16 protein-coding genes are annotated in these 15,950 nt (G+C 66.9%); 4 read left to right on the top strand and 12 right to left on the bottom strand.

Features of this window, described 5'->3' with window-relative positions:
- Positions 1-71: 71 nt before the first annotated feature.
- Both tse1 and tsi1 read right to left on the bottom strand, forming a co-directional pair.
- Positions 72-536, bottom strand: coding sequence for a type VI secretion system effector peptidoglycanhydrolase Tse1 (gene tse1, locus AT700_RS15915; protein WP_003088027.1), 465 nt, complete (start codon positions 534-536; stop codon positions 72-74).
- A 41-nt stretch (positions 537-577) separates the two neighbouring features.
- Positions 578-1,096 carry a type IV secretion system immunity protein Tsi1 gene (tsi1, locus tag AT700_RS15910; protein WP_003120232.1) on the bottom strand — a complete coding sequence of 173 codons (519 nt, stop codon included), beginning with the start codon at positions 1,094-1,096 and terminating at the stop codon, positions 578-580.
- 361 nt (positions 1,097-1,457) lie between these two features.
- Between tsi1 and AT700_RS15905 the strand changes: the two genes are divergently transcribed.
- Positions 1,458-3,746, top strand: coding sequence for a fatty acid cis/trans isomerase (locus AT700_RS15905; protein ID WP_004343044.1), 2,289 nt, complete (start codon positions 1,458-1,460; stop codon positions 3,744-3,746).
- Between the two features lie 122 nt (positions 3,747-3,868).
- Complete coding sequence (gene nfuA, locus AT700_RS15900; protein ID WP_003088034.1) at positions 3,869-4,453, top strand: Fe-S biogenesis protein NfuA; 585 nt, start codon at positions 3,869-3,871, stop codon at positions 4,451-4,453.
- Between the two features lie 58 nt (positions 4,454-4,511).
- Here nfuA and AT700_RS15895 read toward each other — a convergent pair whose 3' ends face one another.
- From AT700_RS15895 to AT700_RS15885, 3 genes are read right to left on the bottom strand one after another with little or no spacing between them, the layout of a single operon-like run.
- Positions 4,512-5,681 carry an MFS transporter gene (locus AT700_RS15895; protein ID WP_009876266.1) on the bottom strand — a complete coding sequence of 390 codons (1,170 nt, stop codon included), beginning with the start codon at positions 5,679-5,681 and terminating at the stop codon, positions 4,512-4,514.
- A gap of 4 nt (positions 5,682-5,685) precedes the next feature.
- Positions 5,686-5,928 (bottom strand): DUF1272 domain-containing protein, encoded by a 243-nt coding sequence (locus tag AT700_RS15890; protein WP_003113606.1) that lies wholly within the window; start codon positions 5,926-5,928, stop codon positions 5,686-5,688.
- 22 nt (positions 5,929-5,950) lie between these two features.
- Positions 5,951-6,955 carry a GlxA family transcriptional regulator gene (locus AT700_RS15885; protein ID WP_003113607.1) on the bottom strand — a complete coding sequence of 335 codons (1,005 nt, stop codon included), beginning with the start codon at positions 6,953-6,955 and terminating at the stop codon, positions 5,951-5,953.
- Between the two features lie 249 nt (positions 6,956-7,204).
- On the opposite strand from AT700_RS15885, the gene AT700_RS15880 reads away from it, so the two are divergent.
- Entirely contained in the window at positions 7,205-8,410 is a 1,206-nt protein-coding gene (locus tag AT700_RS15880) for a sensor domain-containing diguanylate cyclase (protein WP_003120227.1), read from the top strand.
- A 48-nt stretch (positions 8,411-8,458) separates the two neighbouring features.
- Here AT700_RS15880 and AT700_RS15875 read toward each other — a convergent pair whose 3' ends face one another.
- Positions 8,459-8,734 carry a hypothetical protein gene (locus tag AT700_RS15875; protein WP_003098204.1) on the bottom strand — a complete coding sequence of 92 codons (276 nt, stop codon included), beginning with the start codon at positions 8,732-8,734 and terminating at the stop codon, positions 8,459-8,461.
- Between the two features lie 284 nt (positions 8,735-9,018).
- Between AT700_RS15875 and AT700_RS15870 the strand changes: the two genes are divergently transcribed.
- Entirely contained in the window at positions 9,019-9,882 is an 864-nt protein-coding gene (locus tag AT700_RS15870; protein ID WP_003098205.1) for a LysR family transcriptional regulator, read from the top strand.
- Here the strand turns inward: AT700_RS15870 and AT700_RS15865 are convergent.
- The 6 genes from AT700_RS15865 to AT700_RS15840 all read right to left on the bottom strand — a co-directional run bounded on the left by AT700_RS15865 (position 9,870) and on the right by AT700_RS15840 (position 15,894).
- Entirely contained in the window at positions 9,870-11,027 is a 1,158-nt protein-coding gene (locus AT700_RS15865; RefSeq protein ID WP_003113608.1) for an HPP family protein, read from the bottom strand. The two genes, AT700_RS15870 and AT700_RS15865, sit on opposite strands and share 13 nt — an antisense overlap.
- A 91-nt stretch (positions 11,028-11,118) precedes the next feature.
- On the bottom strand, positions 11,119-11,340 hold the full coding sequence (locus AT700_RS15860; RefSeq protein WP_003120225.1) for a hypothetical protein: 222 nt from the start codon (positions 11,338-11,340) through the stop codon (positions 11,119-11,121).
- Between the two features lie 2 nt (positions 11,341-11,342).
- The gene (gene ccoN / locus AT700_RS15855; protein WP_048521140.1) at positions 11,343-12,785 is read right to left on the bottom strand and encodes a cytochrome-c oxidase, cbb3-type subunit I; all 1,443 of its coding nucleotides are present in this window, start codon (positions 12,783-12,785) and stop codon (positions 11,343-11,345) included.
- Positions 12,786-13,131: 346 nt separating this feature from the next.
- Positions 13,132-14,055 (bottom strand): DUF808 domain-containing protein, encoded by a 924-nt coding sequence (locus AT700_RS15850; RefSeq protein ID WP_003098208.1) that lies wholly within the window; start codon positions 14,053-14,055, stop codon positions 13,132-13,134.
- A 115-nt stretch (positions 14,056-14,170) separates the two neighbouring features.
- On the bottom strand, positions 14,171-14,998 hold the full coding sequence (locus AT700_RS15845) for an aminoglycoside phosphotransferase family protein (protein ID WP_003098209.1): 828 nt from the start codon (positions 14,996-14,998) through the stop codon (positions 14,171-14,173).
- An 8-nt stretch (positions 14,999-15,006) separates the two neighbouring features.
- On the bottom strand, positions 15,007-15,894 hold the full coding sequence (locus AT700_RS15840; RefSeq protein WP_003098210.1) for a LysR family transcriptional regulator: 888 nt from the start codon (positions 15,892-15,894) through the stop codon (positions 15,007-15,009).
- Positions 15,895-15,950 lie beyond the last annotated feature (56 nt).

Below are 15,950 nucleotides of genomic sequence, written 5' to 3'. Positions count from 1 at the left end.
CGAGTGGAGTCGGGATGCTCGTGGGGAATCGTGCTGCGAATGAGTCTGGCTCATTCGCAGCACGGCCTGAATCAACTGGCCCTGGGCAGGCTGCAACTGGCCAGGGAGTAGACGTAGTAGTTGAGGCGGTCGCGGTCGGTGCGATTCCACACCTGGCCGACCGACTTCAGGCCCTGGCTCTGGCCGACCGCGCCGGCGATGCTGCCGCACCAGCACATCGGGTACTTCTGCCGATACAGCGGACCGCTGATGACCACCGCGACGTGCCCGTAGGTGCGGCCCTTCAGGCCGGCGATCACCAGGAAGCCCTGGGCCGCCTTCTGCGCGGCCTCGGCGCCGGAGGCGAGCTTGGTCCAGCTCTGCTCCAGGCCGTCGACCATGGCGTTGGCGTTGCCGCGGGGCATCGGTACGCCCAGCTCGGCGGCCACCGACTGGACGAAGCCGGAACAGTTGTCCTTGTTCGGGGTGCCGGCCAGGTAGCTCTTGTCCCAGCTGTTCTTGCAGGCGTTGACGATGCATTGATCGAGACTGTCCATGTATCACCTATGCGTGTCGATAAGGGGCGCTCCGGCCCGGATCATTTCTTTGCGGTCTGGCAGAACGGCGCGAGCGAACGCTTCACGACCTTCGCGCAGCTGTCGACGGATTCGCCCGAGCATTTCTGACCCAGGCGCAGCCCGTCCTTGTCCACCGCCCAGCGCTGGCCGGAGATGTCCTCGCGGTGCACCACCTTGCAGGTGGCGCTGTCGTAGGACACCAGCTCGGCGCTGGAGCCGCTGAATTCATGCATCAGCACGCGCCGACCGTCCTGGCTCAGGAACACGCCGCCGCGCGACCAGATGCCGCCGTCCTCTATGCGGCAATCGTTGCCGCTGTCGCGGTCGGCCAGGTAGACCGGCGGTTCGGGAAAGGCATCGGGGTTGTCGTCGTTGGGATCCTCGTTGCTGAACATCACGCGGACGTGCTCGTCCTCGCCGCCAAACATGTTCGGCGAGCCGAACTGGGGCACGATTTCCAGCTGGGTGAAAGTACAGTCCGCCGCCTGGGCCGAAAGGCTCAGGAAGAGAGCGGCGAAGCTGCCGGCGAGCAGTTTCATGGGGCGGGTTCTCCGTTGGGCCGCCAGGGCGGCGAAAGGATGGACCAGGCCGCGCCGGGCGCGAACGGAAGCGCCGCCTGACGACAGCAGGCGGAAAGCGGCGAAGAGGGGACGTGGGGCGCACGCGAACCGGCGCGGATGGGGCGCGGCGAGTCGAAACATATCCCTGTTTCCTCGAAGTCATCGTCCTTGATCGCCAGGGCGGGCCTGGGAGCCCGGCTAGCATACGTGGCGGCCGAAGCCGGTGGAATGCTGGCGAAATGGCGGCTCATGCCCGGGGCGCGTTCGCCCGTCGTTGTGAAAGTGCGGCGCAGAGAGGCGGGTTTGCTAGAATCGCCCGTCGCCGAGTGAGGAGTGGTTCATGTTGCCAAGACCGTTGGTTGGGTTGGCCTTCGTTTTGTCGTCTTTTATCCAGTCTGTTTCCGCTGCTGAAATTTCCTATAGCCGTGACGTCCAGCCGATCTTTACCGCCAAGTGCGTCGCCTGCCACGCCTGCTACGATTCGCCCTGCCAGCTCAACCTGAGCAGCGCCGAGGGCGCGCAGCGCGGCGCCAACCAACTGCCGGTCTACGACGGCACGCGGACCAAGGCGCAGGAAACCACCCGCCTGTACCTCGATGCGCACGGTGCCGACGCCTGGCGGCGCAAGGACTTCTGGTCGGTGCTCGAACCGCAGGACGGCCAGGCCGCACTGATGGCGCGGATGCTCGAGCTTGGCCACAGCCAGCCGTTGCAGCCGAATGCGAAGATCCCCGAAGGCCTGGACATTTCGATCAACCGCGCCAACCAGTGCCCGACGCCGGCCAGCATCGATGCGTTCATCCGCAAGAACCCAGGTTCCGGCATGCCTTTCGCGGTGGCCGGGCTGAGCGACGACGAATACGCCACCTTGCAGAAGTGGCTGGCCGCGGGCGCCCCGGTCGACCAGCAGCCGTTGCGGCCGACCGCCGCCGAGGCGCGCCAGGTGGCCAGCTGGGAGCGTTTCCTCAACCAGCCTGGGGCCAAGCAGAGCCTGGTCTCGCGCTGGCTCTACGAGCACCTGTTCCTGGCGCACCTGTATTTCCCGGAGCAGGGCGCGCCCGGCCACTTCTTCCAGCTGGTGCGTTCACGCACGCCCAGCGGCCAGCCGATCGACCCGATCCCGACCCGGCGTCCCAACGACGATCCGGGCAACAGCTTCTATTACCGCCTCTGGCCGATCCAGGGCGTGATCGTCCACAAGACGCACATCACCTATCCGCTGACGGCGAAGAAGCTGGAACGCGTCCAGGAGCTGTTCTTCGGCACCCAGTGGAACACCGACAAGGTTCCCGGCTACGGCGTGCAGAGCCGCGCCAACCCGTTCGTCACCTTCGCCGCGATCCCGCCACGGGCGCGCTACCAGTTCATGCTGGACAACGCCGAGTACTTCACCCGTACCTTCATCCGCGGGCCGGTGTGCCGTGGACAGATCGCCACCGACGTGATCCGCGACAACTTCTGGGTGGTATTCCAGGACCCCGAGCAGGACCTGTTCGTCACCGACGCCAACTTCCGCGCGCAGAGCGAGCCGCTGCTGGCCTTGCCGGGGCAGATCGACGAGCTGAAGAACCTGCTCGGCCTGTGGAGCGCCTACCGGGACAAGCGCAACGAGTACGAAGACCTGCGCCAGGACGTCTACGCCGACGCGCCGCCGCCGACCTGGAACACGATCTGGCACGGCAACGACAACGCCCTGCTGAGCATCTTCCGCCAGTTCGACAGCGCCTCGGTGCGCAAGGGCCTGCTTGGCGAGGTACCGCAGACCCTGTGGCTGATGGACTACCCGCTGTTCGAGCGAACCTACTACGGGCTGGTGGTGAACTTCGATGTCTTCGGCAACGTCTCGCACCAGGCGCAGACGCGCCTGTACTTCGACCTGATCCGCAACGGCGCCGAGCAGAACTTCCTCCGCTTGATGCCGATCGACGCGCGCCAGCCGTTGCTCGACGACTGGTACCAGAACAGCGGCAAGCTGAAGATGTGGATGGACTACCAGGCCTTCGACGATGACACGCCGAGCGCGCTGGGATTGCCGGAGAAGCAGCCGAAGAAGGCCTTCGCCGAAGAACTGCTGCGTCGCTACGGCGACCTCAATGCGCGCCCCGACCCGATCAACCGCTGCCTGGACGGCAACTGCTATCGACCGGGCATCGACCGCGAACTGCAGGACGCCGAGCAGGCCTTCAGTCGCCTGGTGAGCCGGCCGGCGGCCGGCCTCAAGGTCATCGAGCGCTTCCCCGAGGCGACCATGCTGCGGATACGTACGTCCAGCGGCAAGCGCGAGGTCTATACCGTGCTGCGCAACCGCGCGCACAGCAATGTCGCCTTCATGCTCGGCGAGTCGCTGCGCTACCAGCCGGGCCTGGACACCCTGACGATCTACCCGGGCGTGCTGTCCAGCTACCCGAACTTCATGTTCGATCTGCCGGCGACGGATGCCGAGGCCTTCGTCGGCGCCCTGGAGGCGGCGAAGAGCGGCGAGGACTTCGACAAGGTGGTCGAACGCTGGGGCGTGCGCCGCAGCAATCCGCAGTTCTGGAGCTACTTCCACGATCTCGAGGCGTACATCCGCGAAACCGAGCCGGTCGAGGCGGGCGCACTGGACATGAACCGCTACGAGAACCTCTGAGTCTCGCGACCCGCTCCACAAGGGGCGGGTCGGTTATCGCGAATTATTCCTACTAATTTACTAGGGCTTTATCCGCAAGTACCGATTGGCGTAAACTGTCGGCATATTTGCGAGGAGTTGCCATGAGCGCCATCACCATTACCGAAGCTGCCCAAGCGTATCTGGCCGAGTTGCTGGAGAAGCAGAGCACCCCGGGTATCGGCATTCGTATCTTCATCACCCAGCCGGGTACCCAGTACGCGGAAACCTGCATCGCCTACTGCAAGCCGGGCGAGGAAAAGGTCGAGGACACCGCCATCGCCCTGAAGGACTTCACTGCCTGGATCGATGCGGTCAGCGAGCCCTTCCTCGAAGATGCGGTGGTGGACTACGCCACCGACCGCATGGGCGGCCAGTTGACCATCAAGGCGCCGAACGCCAAGGTGCCGATGGTCAACGAGGACAGCCCGATCACCGAACGCATCAACTACTACCTGCAGACCGAGATCAATCCCGGGCTGGCCAGCCACGGCGGACAGGTGAGCCTGGTCGACGTGGTCGAGGACAACATCGCCGTGTTGCGTTTCGGCGGCGGTTGCCAGGGCTGCGGGATGGTCGACATGACCCTCAAGGATGGCGTCGAGAAGACCCTGATCGAGCGTATTCCCGAACTGAAGGGCGTGCGTGACGTGACCGACCACAGCAACAAGGAGAACGCCTACTACTGAGGCGTTTCCGTAAAGCAGAAGAGGCGACCGCAAGGTCGCCTTTTTCGTTGCCGGCGTTTCAGCGCGACAGCGTCCGCGTTCGTCGTACCGGCCAGAGCAGTGCCAGCGCCACCAGCAGCGCCGGCCAGACCAGCAGGTTCACCGCGTTCCAGCCAAGGCTGGTGATCAGGGCGCCGGAGCCGAACGACATCAGCGCCGCCACCAGGCTGTTGCCTTGCTCCATCAATCCTTGCGCGGCGCCGCGCTCGCTTTCGGCGTGGCCCTCGCCGAGCAGGGTGGTGCCGGCGATGAGCATCAGGTTCCAGCCGCTGCCCAGGGCCAGCGAACTGAGCAGGAAATGCGTGACCGACTGCCCGTCCAGGGCGATGCCGGCACTTGCGGCGAGCAGGAACGCGCCGAGCAGGGCGACGCGACGGTTGCCGATGCGGTCGACCAGCGGTCCGGCGAAGAACGCCGGAAGGAACATTCCCAGCACGTGCCATTGGATGACCCGACTCGACTGTTCCAGCGGCAGGCCGCAGAAGCTCATGGCCAGCGGCGTGGCGTTCATGATCAGGATCATCAACCCGTGTCCGGCCGCGGTGCAGGCGATGGCCGCGCGGACCACCGGCCGCCGCAACAGGCCGCCTATGTCGCGCCAGGCGAGTCGTGCCGGGCGTGGCGCCTGGCCTTCGCGGAGCAGGGCCATCAGCAGCAGGCCGGCGAGGGCCAGCACGGCGATCAGCAGATAGGCGCCGACGAAGGGCTGGGCCAGCGCGTTGCGTGACCACAGCGCCAGGCTCGGCGCCAGCAGCGCGGCGAGTACTCCGCCGGCGAGCACGTAGGCGCTGGCGCGGCCTTTCCGCCCGGCATCCACCGCCTCCAGCGCGGCGAACCGGTAGTACATGGCCGAGGCCTGGTAGACCCCGATGCCCAGCGCGCCGAGACAGAACCAGAGGAAATCGCCAGTCCAGACACCGGCGGCGCAGACCAGGCCGCCGAGCACGCCGCCGCCGGCGCCGAGCATCAGCCCGGGACGTCGGCCGTGGCGCTGCATGAAGTGCGACAACGGCTGCACCGCCAGCAGGTTGCCCAGCACCAGCAGGGCCAGGGGCAGGGTGGCCAGGCTGTTCAACGGCGCCAGCTGGACGCCGACCAGGGCGGTCAGGGTTATGCCGATCAGCGAGCAGGACCAGTACAGGGCCTGGCCGCAGAACAGCAGGAGCAGGGTCGGGTTGCGTAGCAGCATGGCGTCACTCCGGACAACCGCCGGGCCTGACGACGCGTCGGCTGGAGGCGGGGTGACGGGCTAGCGCATCCCGCGGACGCCTTGGCCGGGCCAGCAGTTCGCCGCCGCAGTTCGGGCACTGGCCGCCCAGGCGGACCGTCGCGCAGTCGCGGCAGAAGGTGCACTCGAAGGTGCAGATCAGCGCGTCGCCGCTGTCGCCGGGCAGGTCGCGGTCGCAGCACTCGCAGTTGGGGCGCAGTTCCAGCATGGGAAGGTCCTCGGTGGGAGCGTCAGGCCAGCATGCCGAAGCGTTCGGCGTATTCCTGGGGGCTGACCGAAAGATGCTTGTGGAACGTCCGCCGGAGGTTTTCCGGATGGCCGAAGCCGCACAGCCGGGACACCGTGGCGATCGACGCCTGGGCGTCCTGCAGCAGGGCGCGCGCGGCCTCCAGGCGAACCCGCTCGACGTAGCGACCGGGCGCCACGCCCAGTTCCTGGAGAAATACCCGGGACAGCGTACGCGGGCTCATGCAGGCCTGGTCGGCGAGGGCTTCCAGGGACAGGTCGCCGGCGAGGTTGGCGGGAATCCACTCCAGCAGCGCGGCCAGACGCGGGGTGCGGCTCGGTTCCGGGGTCAGCCAGGCGCTGAACTGGGCCTGGCCGCCAGGACGCTTGAGGAACATCACCAGGCGTCGCGCGACGCTGAGCGCCAGGCTGCGGCCGAGGTCGGCCTCGACCAGCGCCAGGGCCAGGTCGATTCCCGCCGTGACGCCGGCCGAGGTGAAGATGTGGGCGTCGCCGTCGCGGCACCGCGGGTCGTAGGTGTGCAGGCGGTCGCCTTGCACATGGACGCCGGGAAACCCCTGGCGCAGCGTCGCCACGTCGGCCCAGTGGGTGGTCGCCGGGCGCCCGTCGAGAACCCCGGCGGCGGCCAGGATCAGCGCTCCCGAACACACCGAGCCGAGCCGCCGTATGCACGGTTCGGCGGCTTTCAGCCAGGCGAGCAGGTCGGCGTTGCGGGTCTGCGCCTCGACACCGAGGCCGCCGGGCACCAACAGGGTGTCCAGGCTTTCCGGCGGACAGTCGCGCCAGGCGAGGTCGGCGCAGATGCGGATGCCCGCGGAACTGGGCACCGCTTCGCTACGCTCGCCGAGCACCTGTATCCGGTAGAAAGGCGGCAGGCCCTGGCGCTGGCGTTCGACGTTGGCCGAGGCGAATACCTGCAGCGGTCCGGTCACGTCCAGGCTCATCACGTCGGGATAGATCAGGCAGGCAATCAGGCGCGGTTCGGGCATGGCACAACCTCATGGCGATGGCGGCAGTCTGGCGTCCTTCGGGCCTGGCCGCAATGCCAGTCGGCCCACGGATCTTGCCATTCGCTCGCCCGGGGCGTCCCGCTGCGCCGATGGTTGGTATCGCCTCGGCACGCCGCATGCCCTATTGTCTGGTAAAGGGTGATGGCTTTTTGACTCATCGCTGCAGAGGCGCCAGGGTATTGTCGTCCAGGCCTGTTTCAGCGTTCGGTCCGAGGTAGGGGAGTCAGCATGCTTGCACGCGACAGCCTGGTACAGGCTGGTCTGCCGGATAATCCGTATGCGCGCCAGTTGCGCACCGGCTTTCGTTGGTTGCGGTTCGAAAAGGAGCTGGAAAACGAGTTTCGCGAGTTTCTCAGCTGGAACTCGCTGATGCAGCGGCGCGCTGCCATCGGGGTGGCGTTCCTGATCTGGGCGCTGTTCATCGTGGCCGACTGGATGATGGTGGACATCCGCCTGCACCCCAGCCTGTTCGAGCAACTGCTGGGCGTGCGCCTGGGAATGATCGGCCTGCTGCTGGTGGTCTGGCCGGCGGCCTTCCTGCCCAGCCTGCGCAAGGTCGGCGATGCCATCGCGCCCTACTGCCTGCTGCTGATCAACCTGGCGGTGCTGGCCTGCGACGTGCTGTTCGAGTGGCATGGGGTGCCGCGCTTCACCCAACTGGGCGCGACCCTGGGCATCCTCGCGGTGTTCTTCCCGCTCGGCCTGGCGTTCTGGGCCTGCGTGCGCCTGGCGTTGCTGTGCCTGGCCCTGAACCTGGCGGTATTCCTGCTTTTCGGCGGCGAAGAGAACCTGCGTACCAACCTGCTGAATACGCTCTACAACGGCCTGGTGGTCCTGATCTGTTCGTTCGCCCTGTACCTGCAGGACTACGCCCAGCGCGAGCAGTTCCTCGGCCGGCGGCTGCTGGGCATGATGGCCGAACAGGACAGCCTCACCGGCCTGGTCAACCGGCGCTACTACGAGCTGCTCGCCCAGCGGGCCCTGGAGCAGGGCGCCCGCGAAGAAAAGGGGGTGGCGCTGATCCTGGTGGATGTCGACGACTTCAAGGCCTACAACGACCACTACGGGCATCCGGCCGGCGATGCCGCCCTGCGCCAGCTTGGCGTCGTGCTCCGGCAGGGCGCGCGGCGGCCGCTGGATATCGCCGCGCGCCTGGGCGGGGAGGAGTTCGCCGTGTTGCTCTACGACAGCGAGGAGGGCAACACCCTGGCCATCGCCGAGCGCCTGCGGCAGGCGGTGGAGGCGCTGGGCATCGAGCACCTGGGCTCCAGCGCCGGCCCCTGCCTGACCATCAGCCTGGGGGTGGCCTATTCGACCTCCGGCATGGGCCTGGACGCGCTCTATCGCGAGGCCGACCGCGCGCTCTACGAGGCCAAGGATGCAGGGCGCAACGCGGTGCGCGTGGCGTTCCGGCAGCACGACCGCCTCGAATAGAGGAAACGAAAAAGGCGCCCATGGGCGCCTTTCGTCGTATGGAGCGGCTCAGCCTTGGCTGGGCATACTCCAGTCCTGCAGGTTGTAGCCGTTGTGGCTGAGTTCTTCGCGTGCCTGTTGCAGCAGGCCGGCAAGCTGCTCCGGATCGGAGTAGGCGGAGCTCGGAATGCGCGCACGGCCCAGCAGGCGGGTGCCGGTGCGATCGACTACGGACAGGCTCAGGCCGCCGTCACTGCCTAGCTCGGACCAGGCAACGCACTGGTATGGCTGGAAGGCGCGCCCGGTGATCAGCAAAGCCTCGTTGAAACGGAGCGTAGCGTTCATGGGAGTCGGTCTCTCTCGTTCATGTCTGTGTGGAACATGGGTGGCGCTTCCCGGCTCCACCGTGTTCGGTCACGCTAACTGATGCTTTCGAAAGCGAAAAAGTCACGGCGTGGCGCGTTTGTGCAACAGGTTGTCGCTTTTTCGAAGGGTTTTAGCGTGCCGAAGCGGCTAGGCGCGGTGTTTTGTCGCAGATTTCCAGGAGGGCGGCCAGGCCGCCTTGCGCTCGCCGCCCGCGCCTGCACAGCCTAGAATGGCGGCCCACCTGTGGCCGCGGACCGCTTCGCATGGATATCGACCTCGCCCGTACCTTCCTGGAGATCGCACGCAGCGGTAGCTTCGTCGCTGCCGCGGAACGCCTGCACCTGACCCAGACCGCCGTCACCGCGCGCATCCAGAACCTCGAAGGGCAACTCGGCTGCCGGCTGTTCGTGCGCAACCGCGCGGGCGCGCGCCTGACCGCCGACGGCGAGCACTTCCTCGGCTACGCCAGCCAACTGGTGCAGACCTGGGATGCGGCGCGACGCGACCTGCCGCTGCCGGACGGCTTCCGCAACCTGCTCAACCTCGGTGGCGAGGTCAGCCTGTGCAATCCGTTGCTGCTGAACTGGATGCGGCGCCTGCGCGAGGCGATTCCCGGCCACGCCGTGCGGGTCGAGATCGGCCAGGGCGCCGACCTGCTCAAGCAACTGGAGCAGGGCGCGCTGGATGCCGCGCTGGTCTACCAGCCGGAATACTGGCCGGGGCTGCAGGTCGAGCAGTTGCTGGAGGAAAAGCTGGTGATGGTGCGTTCCGTGCTATCCGCGGAGCCTTATCTGTATGTCGACTGGGGCCCGGATTTCCGCAGCCAGCACGATGCCGCGCTGCCGGACCGGGCCAAGGCCGCGCTAGCCTGCAACCTCGGTCCGCTGGCCCTGCAGTACATCATGCAGAACGGCGGCAGCGGTTATTTCCGTACCCGGGTGGTGAGCAGCTACCTGGATGGCGGCACCCTGCAACGGGTCGAGCAGGCGCCGGAGTTCGCCTACCCGACCTACCTGGTGTACTCCCGCGAGCGCCTGTCGCCGACCCTGCGCCATGCGTTCCAGTTGCTGCGCGAAGTGGTCCGCGAGGACAGCGACTGGTCGCAGCGCTGGGACTACGTGATCTGATCGGCCTGGCCCAGGTGCTGCAGCCAGTTGCGGTAGAGCGCGGCGATCAGGTCGGTCTGGCTGACGATGCCGACCAGGTAGCCGGCCTCGTTGAGCACCGGCAGGCAGTGCAGGCCTTCGTCGGATAGCAGCGAGACCAGTTCGACGGCGTGGGTGTCGGCCTGTACGCAGACCACCGGGGTGGTCATGATCGTCTTCAGCTTGGTCCCGCGCAGGAAGCGCAGGCGCTTGAACGGGCTGCCGTCGGGGCGGAAGTGCTTGAGCAGGTCGCTCTGGGTGACGATGCCGGCCAGCCGCCGATGCTCGTCGAGCACCGGCAGGGCCTTCAGACGGTGTTCCTGCAACTGCTTCCAGGCGTCGTCGATGAAGGTCTCGGTGCTGGCGGTCTGCACGTCGCGGGACATGATCCGTGCCGCGGTCAGCTCGCCCATGCGCCGGCGCAAGGCGTAACGCTCGGTATGGTGGATCAGTCGCTCGAGATCGTCGCGGGTGATGTCGACGTATTCGCCGAAGTCCTGCAGCGCCTGGTCCAGGTCCCGGGCGGAGAAGTCCGTACGCGCGCTCGGCGCCAGGTCGCGGGTGCCATGGAGATTGGCCCGCGGCGACTGGTAGGGGCGCGGGTAGGGAGAGCGCATCAGGTTGTTGTAGAGCAGCGCGCAGCCGATCAGCACCAGGGTGGAGAGCAGGATCGGCCAGACCACGTCGATGCCGAGTTCGCTCAGGGACGGGTTGAGGGCCACGCTCAGGGCCAGCGCGCAGCTCGGCGGATGCAGGCAGCGCAGGGCGAACATCAGCAGCATGCCGAGGGCCATGCCGACCAGGGCCGGGGCCAGATCGTGTCCGAACCAATAGGCGCTGAGGCCGCCGGCCAGGGCGGCGACCAGGTTGCCGCCGAGCATCGACCAGGGTTGCGCCAGGGGGCTGGAGGCGAGGGCGAACAGTAGTACGGCGGATGCGCCGAGCGGCGCTGCCAGGCGCAGCGCCAGTTCGCTGCCGAACAACGCCTGGCAGGCGAATACCGCGGCGAGCGCGCCGATGCAGGCACCGAGTCCGGCGCGCAGGCAGTCGCGCGGTCGAGCGTTCAGGGTCAGGGGGCGGAAGCCTTTCAGCCAGGTGCGTACGGCGGTGCTGGGGGAGTCGTTCATGGAACTCTTCGAAGCGAAAGAAAGGGGCCGTTGCCGGCCCCGTAAGGCACTTTCGTGCTGGAGGCATCCATCCCTGGATGATGGAGTCGGTTCAGGCGAGGAACGGCGGGCCGGCGGCCTCGCGGGATTCCTCGAGGGGGCGGACCACCTGCCGGCAGATCTTGCCGGTATCCCGGGCGACCCGGCGGGCGGCCTCGGGATCGTCGGCGAATGGCAGCAGGGCGGCCTGTTCGCGTTCCTCGCGGGTACTGCCGGCGAGCCTGAGGGCGAGGCCGAGCGCCAGGGTGGAGAGGCACAGCAGGGACAACAGCATGTTCAGGCCCCCTGGCCGGCCGCCAGGACCGGCTGCCGCTGGTCCTGCGCGCTGCGCAGGGTCCGCCAGGTGTTGTAGGCCATCAGCAGCATGCCGCTGGCGAAGGTGGCGCCGCCGAGCAGGCGCACCACGTAGCCCGGATGGCTGGCCACCAGCGCCTCGACGAACGAGTAGGTGAGCGTGCCGTCCTCGTTGACCGCCCGCCACATCAGGCCCTGGGTGATGCCGTTGACCCACATCGAGGCGATGTACAGCACGGTGCCGATGGTGGCCAGCCAGAAGTGCGCGTTGATCAGGCCGACGCTGTGCATCCGCTCGCGGCCCCAGAGTTTCGGGATCATGTGGTAGAGCGTGCCGATGGAGATCATCGCCACCCAGCCGAGGGCGCCGGCGTGGACATGGCCGATGGTCCAGTCGGTGTAGTGGGACAGCGAGTTGACCGTCTTGATCGCCATCATCGGGCCTTCGAAGGTGGACATGCCGTAGAAGGCCAGGGACACCACCAGGAAGCGCAGGATCGGGTCGGTGCGCAGCTTATGCCAGGCGCCGGAGAGGGTCATCATGCCGTTGATCATGCCGCCCCAGCTCGGTGCCAGGAGGATCAGCGACATCACCATGCCCAGCGACTGCGCCCAGTCCGGCAGCGCGGTGTAGTGCAGGTGGTGCGGACCGGCCCAGATGTAGATCGAGATGATCGCCCAGAAATGCACGATGGACAGGCGATAGGAGTAGATCGGTCGCCCGGCCTGCTTGGGCACGAAGTAGTACATCATGCCGAGGAAGCCGACCGAGAGGATGAAGCCGACCACACTGTGCCCGTACCACCACTGGATCATCGCGTCGGTGGCGCCGGAATAGGCCGAGTAGGACTTGCCCAGGCTCACCGGCAGCAATGCATGGTTCACGATATGGACCATCGCGGTGACGATGATGAAGGCGCCGTAGAACCAGTTGCCGACGTAGATGTGCTTCACCTTGCGACGGGCGATGGTGCCGAAGAACAGGTAGGCATAGACCACCCAGACGATCGCCATCCACAGCGCCAGCGGCCATTCCATCTCGGCGTATTCCTTGGAGGTGGTATAGCCCAGCGGGTAGCTGACGATCATCCCCACGATCGCCGCCTGCCAGCCCCAGAACACGAAGCGCGCCAGGGCATCGGAGATCAGCCGCACGCCGCTGGTGCGCTGCACCACGTAGAAGGAGGTGGCGAACAACGCGCTGCCGCCGAAGGCGAAGATCACCAGGCTGGTGTGGATCGGGCGGATGCGGCCGAAGCTGGTCCAGGGCAGGTCGAGGTTGAGCGCCGGCCAGACCAGTTGGGCGGCGATGAACACCCCCAGGCCCATGCCGAGGATGCCCCAGACCAGGGTCATCAGGGTGAACTGGCGGACGACGTCGTAGTTGTAGCCGTCCGGATCTTTTCTGCTATCCGTATCGTTCATGGTCGCTGGCACGCCGGGCCCCGGGGTCCGGCCGGCTGGCGAGCAGGCGCGACCCTCGGGTCCTCGTTGGGTTATCGGTATTTTTCTGGGTATCCCGTTGCCGGGTCGATGGAGTGCGGAGGTCGGATCTTCGTCTGGAAGGCTCGGAACAGACGGCTCATGGCACTGGTGGCCATTCTAGGAGGGGAGCTTTATTCGTCTCCAACGAATAATGTTGCTATTACAGTGCAAAATTATTGAATTGAAACGGAGGAGGACTTCCGGGGCAGGGCGCACAACCGCTTCGTGGGATGTGCGCCAGGGCGGCTATCCGCCCTCCGCGATGGCGCTGCCGGCGATGGCAGGCTCAGCCAGTCTTTTTCTTCTTCGGCAGCAGGCGCTTGACCAGCAGCACCCCCGCCAGGACCACGGCGCCGGCGACGATGCCGAACAGGAAGTTCAGCAGGGTCGGGGTGATCGCCGCCAGCAGCGGGCCCAGCGTGGCGATGCCGGCGACGCTCTGCGCGGCCTGTTCGATGGCGTGGTGGACCACCGGGATACCGTGGGTGAGGATGCCGCCGCCGACCATGAACATCGCCGCCATGCCGACCACCGACAGGCCTTTCATCAGGTATGGCGCGGTGCGCAGGATGGCGCCGCCGAGCCCTTGGGCAAAGCCGCTGTCGCGCCTGGACAGGTAGAGGCCGGCGTCGTCCAGCTTGACGATGCCGGCGACCAGGCCGTAGACGCCGATGGTCATCACCAGGGCGATGCCGACCAGCACCAGTACCTGGGTGGTGAAGCTGGACTCGGCGACGGTACCCAGGGTGATGGCGATGATTTCCGCGGAGAGGATGAAGTCGGTACGGATCGCGCCGCCGATCTTCTGCTTTTCCAGGGCGGCCACGTCGACATTGGCCGCCAGCGCTGCCTCGTCGGCGTGCTCGTCGTCATGGGGCAGGTATTTGTGGGCGATCTTCTCGAAGCCTTCGAAGCACAGGTAGGCGCCACCGAGCATCAGCAGCGGGATCACCGCCCAGGGCGCGAAGGCGCTGATCAACAGCGCGGCGGGGACGAGGATCGCCTTGTTCCGCAGCGAGCCCTTGGCTACCGCCCAGACCACCGGCAGTTCGCGGTCGGCGTTGACCCCGGTGACCTGCTGGGCGTTGAGGGCCAGGTCGTCGCCGAGGACACCGGCGGTCTTCTTCGCGGCGACCTTGGTCATCAGCGAGACGTCGTCGAGCACCGCGGCAATATCGTCGAGGAGGGTGAGGAGGCTGGCTCCGGCCATCTTGGGTTTCCTTACTGGGTGGTGGGCACCGCCATCTTGGCGGGGTGTGTATTTGACACCGGATCGCGGCGGCGGAACAGTGCCTCGCGTTGGAGCGCGGGAGCCGCCGCACAGTTCATTGCGCAGGCGTTCGAGCGAGGTTTGCCAGGGCCAGGCGGGCGATGGCCAGCTCGGCTTCGGTCTCCTCGCGGCTGCCGTCCTCGTCGAACCAGGCCGCCGAGAGTCCGGTCCAGGCCAGGATCCATTGCAGCAGGCGGCGGCGCTGCAGGCCGCTGGCGGCGATTACGATCTCCAGCTGGCGCTCGAAACGGCCGGGCGCCTGGGCGGTCTTCGCGTCGGGATTGGTGAACAGGTTGGCGTAGTCGTAGCCGCGCTCGCCGTAGAGCCGCTTGGGGTCGATGACTTGCCAGCCGCGCTCGCCGAAGTCGAGCACATTGCCGTGGTGGATGTCGCCATGCAGCGGGCGCTGTTCGCGAGCGGTCTCCAGCAGGTAGCGGGCGGCATTCGCGCAGTCGACGTAGAGCCCGCCGTAGCGGCGCTCGGCGGCATACAGCGAGTCGAACCAGCGCTCCAGCGGGGTCAGTTCCGGCAACGGACCCGGGCGCGGGGCATGGATGCGTTCGATGGCCTGGCAGAGGATACGCGTAGCCTCGTCGTCGTCGCCGCGCCTGACCATCTCCAGCAGCGAGCGCCCGCCGGTGGCACGCTCCATCAGCAGCGCCTGGTGGTCGTAGGCCAGCACCCTGGCCGCGCCCTGGCCGTCCCACCAGTTGAGCAGTACGTGGCCGAAACGCTCTTCTTCGGCACTGGATATCTTCAGCATCGCCGCTGCGCCGCGATGGCGCACCGGCAGCAGGCGGCTGCTGTGGGTGGCGAAGGGCTCGCCGTCGGGTTGCAACGCCCAGCGCTCGAGGTAGGGCGAGAAATCGAGGGATTCGTTCACGGTCGGTCTCAGGCGCCCAGGCGCTGCTGGATGAAGTCGAGGAAGCACTGGATGCGCAGCGCCAGTTGCGAGTTGCGATAGTAGACGGCGTGGATCGGTTGCCGGTATTCGCTCATCTGTTCGGCGAACAGCGGCACCAGGCGCCCGTCCTGGATATCGCGGTCGGTCATGAAGCTGGCCAGGCAGGCGATGCCCTGGTGGCTCAGGGCCAGTTGGCGGAGCGTCTCGCCGCTGGAGGCAGAGATATCCGGCTGGATCTCCAGGCGATCGCCGTCGGCGTGCACCACCGGCCAGCGGTTGAGGTGCTCGGGCTGGGTGAAGCCGAGCAGGGTGTGCCCTCGCAGCCCCTCGATGCTCGCCGGCGTGCCGTGGCGGGCCAGGTACTCCGGGCTGGCGAGGATGTGCAGGCGGCTGGCGCCCAGCGGGCGCGCGTGCAGGGTGGAGTCGCTGAGCGCGCCGATGCGGATCGCCACGTCGGTGCGTTGCTCCAACAGGTCGATGATCAGGTCGTTGGTGTTGAGTTCGAGCTGGATGTCCGGGTACAGCCGGCGGAACTCGCCGATGTGCGGCACCACCGCGTGCAGCATGAAGGGCGAGGCGGCGTTGATCCGCAGGCGCCCGGCGGGGCTCTGCCGGCGCAGGGCCAGGCGTTCCTCGAGCGCCTCCATCTGCTGCAGGATCTGCCGTGCCTGGTCGAGGAAGTAGCGGCCTTCCTCGGTCAGCTCCATGCGCCGGGTGGTGCGGTTGAGCAGGGTGGTGCCGAGCTTGTGCTCGAGGCGCGAGAGGGTCCGGCTGACGGCCGAGGCGGTCAGTCCCATCTGTTCCGCGGCGGCGCTGATGGAACCGCTGTCGACTACACTGACGAAGCTTTGCAGTTCATCGGAGTTGGCTTTCATTCGTGACTCCAGGGCAATCATTGCCGAAGCATAGCGATGTTTTCGGCAAGGACTGA

It is taken from the genome of Pseudomonas aeruginosa (genome assembly GCF_001457615.1).
Taxonomy (GTDB): domain Bacteria; phylum Pseudomonadota; class Gammaproteobacteria; order Pseudomonadales; family Pseudomonadaceae; genus Pseudomonas; species Pseudomonas aeruginosa.
The sequence above is the reverse complement of the archived record's forward strand: the minus strand, read 5'-3'. Positions and strand labels throughout refer to the sequence as shown.

What these genes read in the sequence shown, in the direction of transcription:
- tse1 (WP_003088027.1), bottom strand. Translation starts at nt 536, where the DNA reads ATGGACAGTCTCGATCAATGCATCGTCAACGCCTGCAAGAACAGCTGG.
- tsi1 (WP_003120232.1), bottom strand. Translation starts at nt 1,096, where the DNA reads ATGAAACTGCTCGCCGGCAGCTTCGCCGCTCTCTTCCTGAGCCTTTCG.
- AT700_RS15905 (WP_004343044.1), top strand. Translation starts at nt 1,458, where the DNA reads ATGTTGCCAAGACCGTTGGTTGGGTTGGCCTTCGTTTTGTCGTCTTTT.
- nfuA (WP_003088034.1), top strand. Translation starts at nt 3,869, where the DNA reads ATGAGCGCCATCACCATTACCGAAGCTGCCCAAGCGTATCTGGCCGAG.
- AT700_RS15895 (WP_009876266.1), bottom strand. Translation starts at nt 5,681, where the DNA reads ATGCTGCTACGCAACCCGACCCTGCTCCTGCTGTTCTGCGGCCAGGCC.
- AT700_RS15890 (WP_003113606.1), bottom strand. Translation starts at nt 5,928, where the DNA reads ATGCTGGAACTGCGCCCCAACTGCGAGTGCTGCGACCGCGACCTGCCC.
- AT700_RS15885 (WP_003113607.1), bottom strand. Translation starts at nt 6,955, where the DNA reads ATGCCCGAACCGCGCCTGATTGCCTGCCTGATCTATCCCGACGTGATG.
- AT700_RS15880 (WP_003120227.1), top strand. Translation starts at nt 7,205, where the DNA reads ATGCTTGCACGCGACAGCCTGGTACAGGCTGGTCTGCCGGATAATCCG.
- AT700_RS15875 (WP_003098204.1), bottom strand. Translation starts at nt 8,734, where the DNA reads ATGAACGCTACGCTCCGTTTCAACGAGGCTTTGCTGATCACCGGGCGC.
- AT700_RS15870 (WP_003098205.1), top strand. Translation starts at nt 9,019, where the DNA reads ATGGATATCGACCTCGCCCGTACCTTCCTGGAGATCGCACGCAGCGGT.
- AT700_RS15865 (WP_003113608.1), bottom strand. Translation starts at nt 11,027, where the DNA reads ATGAACGACTCCCCCAGCACCGCCGTACGCACCTGGCTGAAAGGCTTC.
- AT700_RS15860 (WP_003120225.1), bottom strand. Translation starts at nt 11,340, where the DNA reads ATGCTGTTGTCCCTGCTGTGCCTCTCCACCCTGGCGCTCGGCCTCGCC.
- ccoN (WP_048521140.1), bottom strand. Translation starts at nt 12,785, where the DNA reads ATGAACGATACGGATAGCAGAAAAGATCCGGACGGCTACAACTACGAC.
- AT700_RS15850 (WP_003098208.1), bottom strand. Translation starts at nt 14,055, where the DNA reads ATGGCCGGAGCCAGCCTCCTCACCCTCCTCGACGATATTGCCGCGGTG.
- AT700_RS15840 (WP_003098210.1), bottom strand. Translation starts at nt 15,894, where the DNA reads ATGAAAGCCAACTCCGATGAACTGCAAAGCTTCGTCAGTGTAGTCGAC.